General features: G+C 64.3%; 6 protein-coding genes. 3 read left to right on the plus strand and 3 right to left on the minus strand.

What is annotated here, in order from left to right; genetic code table 11:
• The first annotated feature begins 204 nt into the window (after window positions 1–204).
• The 3 genes from CWO91_RS41615 to CWO91_RS41625 all read left to right on the plus strand — a co-directional run bounded on the left by CWO91_RS41615 (window position 205) and on the right by CWO91_RS41625 (window position 1939).
• On the plus strand, window positions 205–678 hold the full coding sequence (locus CWO91_RS41615) for a hypothetical protein (RefSeq protein ID WP_130221090.1): 474 nt from the start codon (window positions 205–207) through the stop codon (window positions 676–678).
• Between the two features lie 296 nt (window positions 679–974).
• On the plus strand, window positions 975–1148 hold the full coding sequence (locus CWO91_RS43550; RefSeq protein WP_164934497.1) for a hypothetical protein: 174 nt from the start codon (window positions 975–977) through the stop codon (window positions 1146–1148).
• 116 nt (window positions 1149–1264) lie between these two features.
• The gene (locus CWO91_RS41625) at window positions 1265–1939 is read left to right on the plus strand and encodes a methyltransferase family protein (RefSeq protein ID WP_130221092.1); all 675 of its coding nucleotides are present in this window, start codon (window positions 1265–1267) and stop codon (window positions 1937–1939) included.
• A gap of 27 nt (window positions 1940–1966) precedes the next feature.
• On the opposite strand, the gene CWO91_RS41630 is transcribed toward CWO91_RS41625, so the two are convergent.
• The 3 genes from CWO91_RS41630 to CWO91_RS41640 form a co-directional block, all read right to left on the minus strand.
• Window positions 1967–2674, minus strand: a complete 708-nt coding sequence (locus CWO91_RS41630) for a glutathione S-transferase (RefSeq protein ID WP_130221093.1) — start codon at window positions 2672–2674, stop codon at window positions 1967–1969.
• Window positions 2675–2904: 230 nt separating this feature from the next.
• Window positions 2905–3585, minus strand: a complete 681-nt coding sequence (locus CWO91_RS41635; RefSeq protein ID WP_130221094.1) for a lectin — start codon at window positions 3583–3585, stop codon at window positions 2905–2907.
• A gap of 154 nt (window positions 3586–3739) precedes the next feature.
• A partial coding sequence (locus CWO91_RS41640) for a Tim44 domain-containing protein (RefSeq protein WP_130221095.1) occupies window positions 3740–4424 on the minus strand: 685 nt, incomplete at its 5' end.

Consider the following 4424-nt stretch of genomic DNA (forward strand, 5'->3'; position numbering starts at 1 on the left):
ATCTCGGGTTTGGGGCCGCGCGCGGGCCCTCGGCGTAGAAGCGTTCTAAGCCCATTTCCGGCAGAAAAGAAAGGGACCGGTGCGCATGGGAGAGGGTGGCTAGGGCTCGGGAAGGCATTGGCACAGCACGTGGAAAGGCCCGCGATCACCCTTGCGCTTCGTGTCCGCCGACGCTTGAATGCGCGCCCTAAGGGGCTTTTCATCATGACATTGAACTTGAACGTCCGCGGCGCGACCCTGGTCGCCGCCGCCATCACCGGCCTTGTGGCCCTCACCTCCCCCGCGCGCGCCGACCGCTGTGACGACAGCGCCAAGGAGCTAGCGAACCAGATCGATCGGCTCAAGGTGAATTTCCGGGCCGCCAACATCGTCTATTTGACGCACCCGGCGGCCAAGGAGTTGTCCGTCGGCTGCCGCGGCGACAAATATTCCATCGAGCTCTATGCCAAGGGCGATCGCAAACCCAAGTCGGAGTTCTATGCGCTGGTGGGGTCGATGGCGGCGATCGTCTTCACCGTGACGAAGGACGACACCACGACGGGCGCGACACGTTGCCTGAAGCGTATGGGACTTTTGCGCGGCGACAAGATCAACATGCGTTATCGGCGGCTCAACATGGAATGCACCCGCACCAAGTCGGACGCGTCCATCGCGATCACGCGCGGCAAGGACGAATAGGCGCGCCGCTCCCCGCTTTCCGCAAGGTGGCGGCGCGCGTGTCGCGACGCCGCCCATCACGTACTCCGTCATTGCGAGCGCAGCGAAGCAATCCAGGATCTTTCCGCGGAGACAGACTGGATTGCTTCGTCGCAAGGGCTCCTCGCAATGACGTGGAGAGAGCCGCGATTCTCTTCTTGCATGCGCGGCAGCCCAATCCCACCGCACCAATTCCCTCGCATTTTAGCGATTGCCTTGAAGGAAACTTCGCTCCTCGCGGGGCAGGCTCAATCGTTTCCATGTGTGAGGATTTGCGGATGAAGGTTTCCACCGTTGCGCCGCCGCCGATCGCGATCGTGGTTCCGAGCTACGACACGACCAAGCAGCAGGACGATCAGGCCAAGGTCAACGACGATGATCCGACCTACAAGCCGCAGCCGCCCGCGCCGCTGCCGCCGGGTCAGGGCACGCGGATCGATCAGCTCGCCTGATCAGGCTTGCCAAAGCTGAAGCGCCCGATCCGGTCGATCGGGCCGTTTGCATGCCCGGCCGCATCTTTGCCGGATAGCAGGACCAATCTCGTGCGCGTCATCCCGGGACCCCGCGCATGATCGCACGCCTCCTGTTGCAGAACACGATCTTCGTCGTCGGCATGGGCGCGTTGCTGTTCGCGTCCGCCGGAACGTTGCACTGGCCTTCGGCCTGGGTCCTCCTCGCCACCTCCGCCCTGCTCGGTCCGCTCTGCGGCTGGTGGCTCTACCGGATCGATCCGGCTCTGCTGGCCGAACGTCTGCGGCCGGTCCTGCAACGGGATCAGCCTGCTGCCGACAAAATGTTCATGACGGTCTTTGTCGTGGCGATGCTGGCCTGGCTGGTCGCGATGGGCCTCGACCGGCGCATTCAATCCTCCGAGATGCCGGTTGCGTTCCAAATCCTCGGCCTCGTGCTGTTCCTGGCCTCGACACTGTTCACGATGTGGGTCTTCCGCGAGAACTCGTTTGCCGCGCCCGTGGTGAAGCTCCAGGCCGAGCGCGCGCAGCACGTGATCTCGACGGGACCTTACGCCTATGTCCGCCATCCCATGTACAGCGGTCTGGTCCTGTTCTTCGCCGGCGTACCGTTGTTGCTTGGGTCGTGGTGGGGATTTGTCATGATCCCGCTTTTCACCGCTTTGTTTGCGGTCCGCATCGGGATCGAGGAGCGCACCTTGCGCGAGGGCCTGCCGGGCTATGCCGACTATGCGGCGCGGGTGCGCTACCGCCTGGTGCCGGGCGTTTGGTGAGGGCAGACACTCTCCCGTCCGCACCGGCTAACCATCCAGCTCGCGATAGCGGCGGAAGATGCCCTGCTCGTTGAAGGCTATGCGGCGGTCGCTGTCGAGATAGGCCTTGATGTTGGGCCGTGCGGCGATGCGATCGTGCAGGCCGACGAGGACCGGGATGTCTGTCTCGAACGCCTTCATGCGCTTGGGGAAGGCGTAGCGGAGCCCCGCGACGATCTGGAACAGCGAGAGATCGACATAGGTCAGTCTGCGGCCGGTGACATAGGTGCCGCCACTCTCGGTGAGAAGCTGCTCGAAATAGCCGAGATATTTCGGCACGCGCTCGCTCCAGAAATCGGCGGTGCGCTTCTTCGCCGGCGGCTTCTGATCTTCGTAGTAGAGCGAGGGTCCGAGCGGATGATGGGTGTCGTGGATCTCGACGACGAGGTCGGTGATGGTGAGTTGAAGCTGGTGCACCCAGAGCCTGGCGCCTTCGGTCTTCGGCGCAAGGCCATGGCGGGCGCCGAGATAGAGCAGGATGTTGGCGGTCTGACCGATGACGAGCTTGCCCGCTTTCAGGAACGGTGGGGCAAAGGGCGGCGTGCCCCCATGCGCGTCCATCATCTTCATCATCGCAGCTGTCCCGCGCGGTCCGCGCGCGACATCGACGTAAGCGGCGCCCGCTTCCTCCAACGCCAGCCGCACATATTCGCCGCGGCCCTGGATCTCGGGCCAGTAATAGAGCTCGTATTTCATTGGGAGGAGTCCGTGAGCGTTGCGGGCGACGGGACCAATGTAACACGTAGCCGAAAGTTCCGTCGGAGTGAGACGGAGCGGCGGTACCACACTCCGTCATTGCGAGCGCAGCGAAGCACTCCAGACTGCCGCCGCGGAGGGATTCTGGATTGCTTCGTCGCTTCAGCGCAAAATTGCTTCGCAATTTTGTCGCTACGCTCCTCGCAATGACGGAAGAGACAGCTCGCGCCTCAATTCGCCGCGAAACAATACAGCAGGCCGTCGCCGCCCGTGCTCTTTAGATCCGCCTGCGAGCAGCCACCGTCGGGACCGCGGGAGGGGTGAGAGCTGTTCCAAGATTTCGAGGGCTCGTCGTCGCGCAGACCCCGTCGATCGAGATGGCCGACCATCGCAGCGCCTTGCGCGCTCGATGTCCAGTTCGTGCAGGTGCGATCGTCCGGACCGGCAAACGCGGTGCCGTCTGGTTGCGATCCCGTGAGGACGTCATGCCGGTTTGGCTGGTCGCCAACACCATTGATCCCCTCACCCTTCTCGCTGAGTGCTGTCTGCTTGTTGAGGTTGTTGGCCGCGCCGTGCAGGTCGGCAACATCCTTGGCGATCACCGCGCCCTTGGCGTTCTGCCACGGTCCCTTGCCGATGCGGTCCCGGGCGTTGACCGCCGGCTTGCCGTCAGCTGCCTGTGTCGAGAGATAGGCGCGCCAGGTCTTGGTGCCGGCGCCCGCGGCTTGTGCAAGCTTCTGGCATTGCGCGTCGGCTCCCTCGAGGCCGCCGAGATCGGCACCCTTGCCGGGGCCGTTGGACGTCACGAAGAACGTCATATCGGCCGATTGCGCCTGCGCCGATGGCGCCGCGAGCAAGGCCATTGCGAGCGCGAGGCCTGAAATCGTCACGGATATCTCGGTGCGGATCATGGGTATCCTCCGGTTGTGCTTGTCGCTGGCCGCCTGATTTGAACCCGACGCACGCCCGCTTATTCCGATGCGGGGCGCCCAAAAGAAGAGGCCCCAAAAGAAAAAAGGCGCCGTGCGGGGGGCACGACGCCTTGGTTCCTCGTGTCGCGAGCGATCAGTTGGTCTGCTGGATCGCCGACAATTCCCAGCCGGTGCTCGGCCGGCGGGCGAACGTCCAAATCTCGGTCGCCTCGCCCGGCTGCTCGCTACCGGCAACCACGGCGCCGGTGTTGCGGTCGACCGTCTTGTCGATGAGCCCGAAGCGCAGCGCCACCGTGGCGTAGTCGGTCTCGCCTTCGCGCCAGGCTTCCGCGAGGTCGCCCTGCAACAGCTTGACGTTGGTCACCTTGTTGACGACGTTGCGCGAACGGTTCTGGGCGAGATCCTGCTCGAAATAGGAGACCATCTCCGGCGTCGCGAGCGTGTGCAGCTTGGCCACGTCCTCGTTCGACCAGGCGGTCTGGATTTCGCCGAGCAGGCGCTCGAACGCCTCATAGTCGTCAGGCTTGATATCGAGCGGCGCGCTGTTGGCGCCGAAGCCGAAGCCACCAAGACCGCTGCGATAGTTCGGCTGCGGTCCTTGGCCTGCGCCCGCATTAGCATTGGCATAGGCCGGCTGCGGCGTGTGGCGGCGTTGCCACCAGGACATCGCCAGCCGCACCACGAGCACCACCAGCGCGATCTGGATGATCAGGCCCAGGATCGAGGACAGGCCGCCGAGGCCGCCAAACAGGCCGCCGCCGAACAGCATGCCGAGCAGGCCGGCGCCGAGGAAGCCGGCCGCAAGGCCGCCCAGGAAG

This window comes from Bradyrhizobium genosp. SA-3, assembly GCF_004212635.1.
Taxonomy (GTDB): Bacteria; Pseudomonadota; Alphaproteobacteria; order Rhizobiales; family Xanthobacteraceae; genus Bradyrhizobium.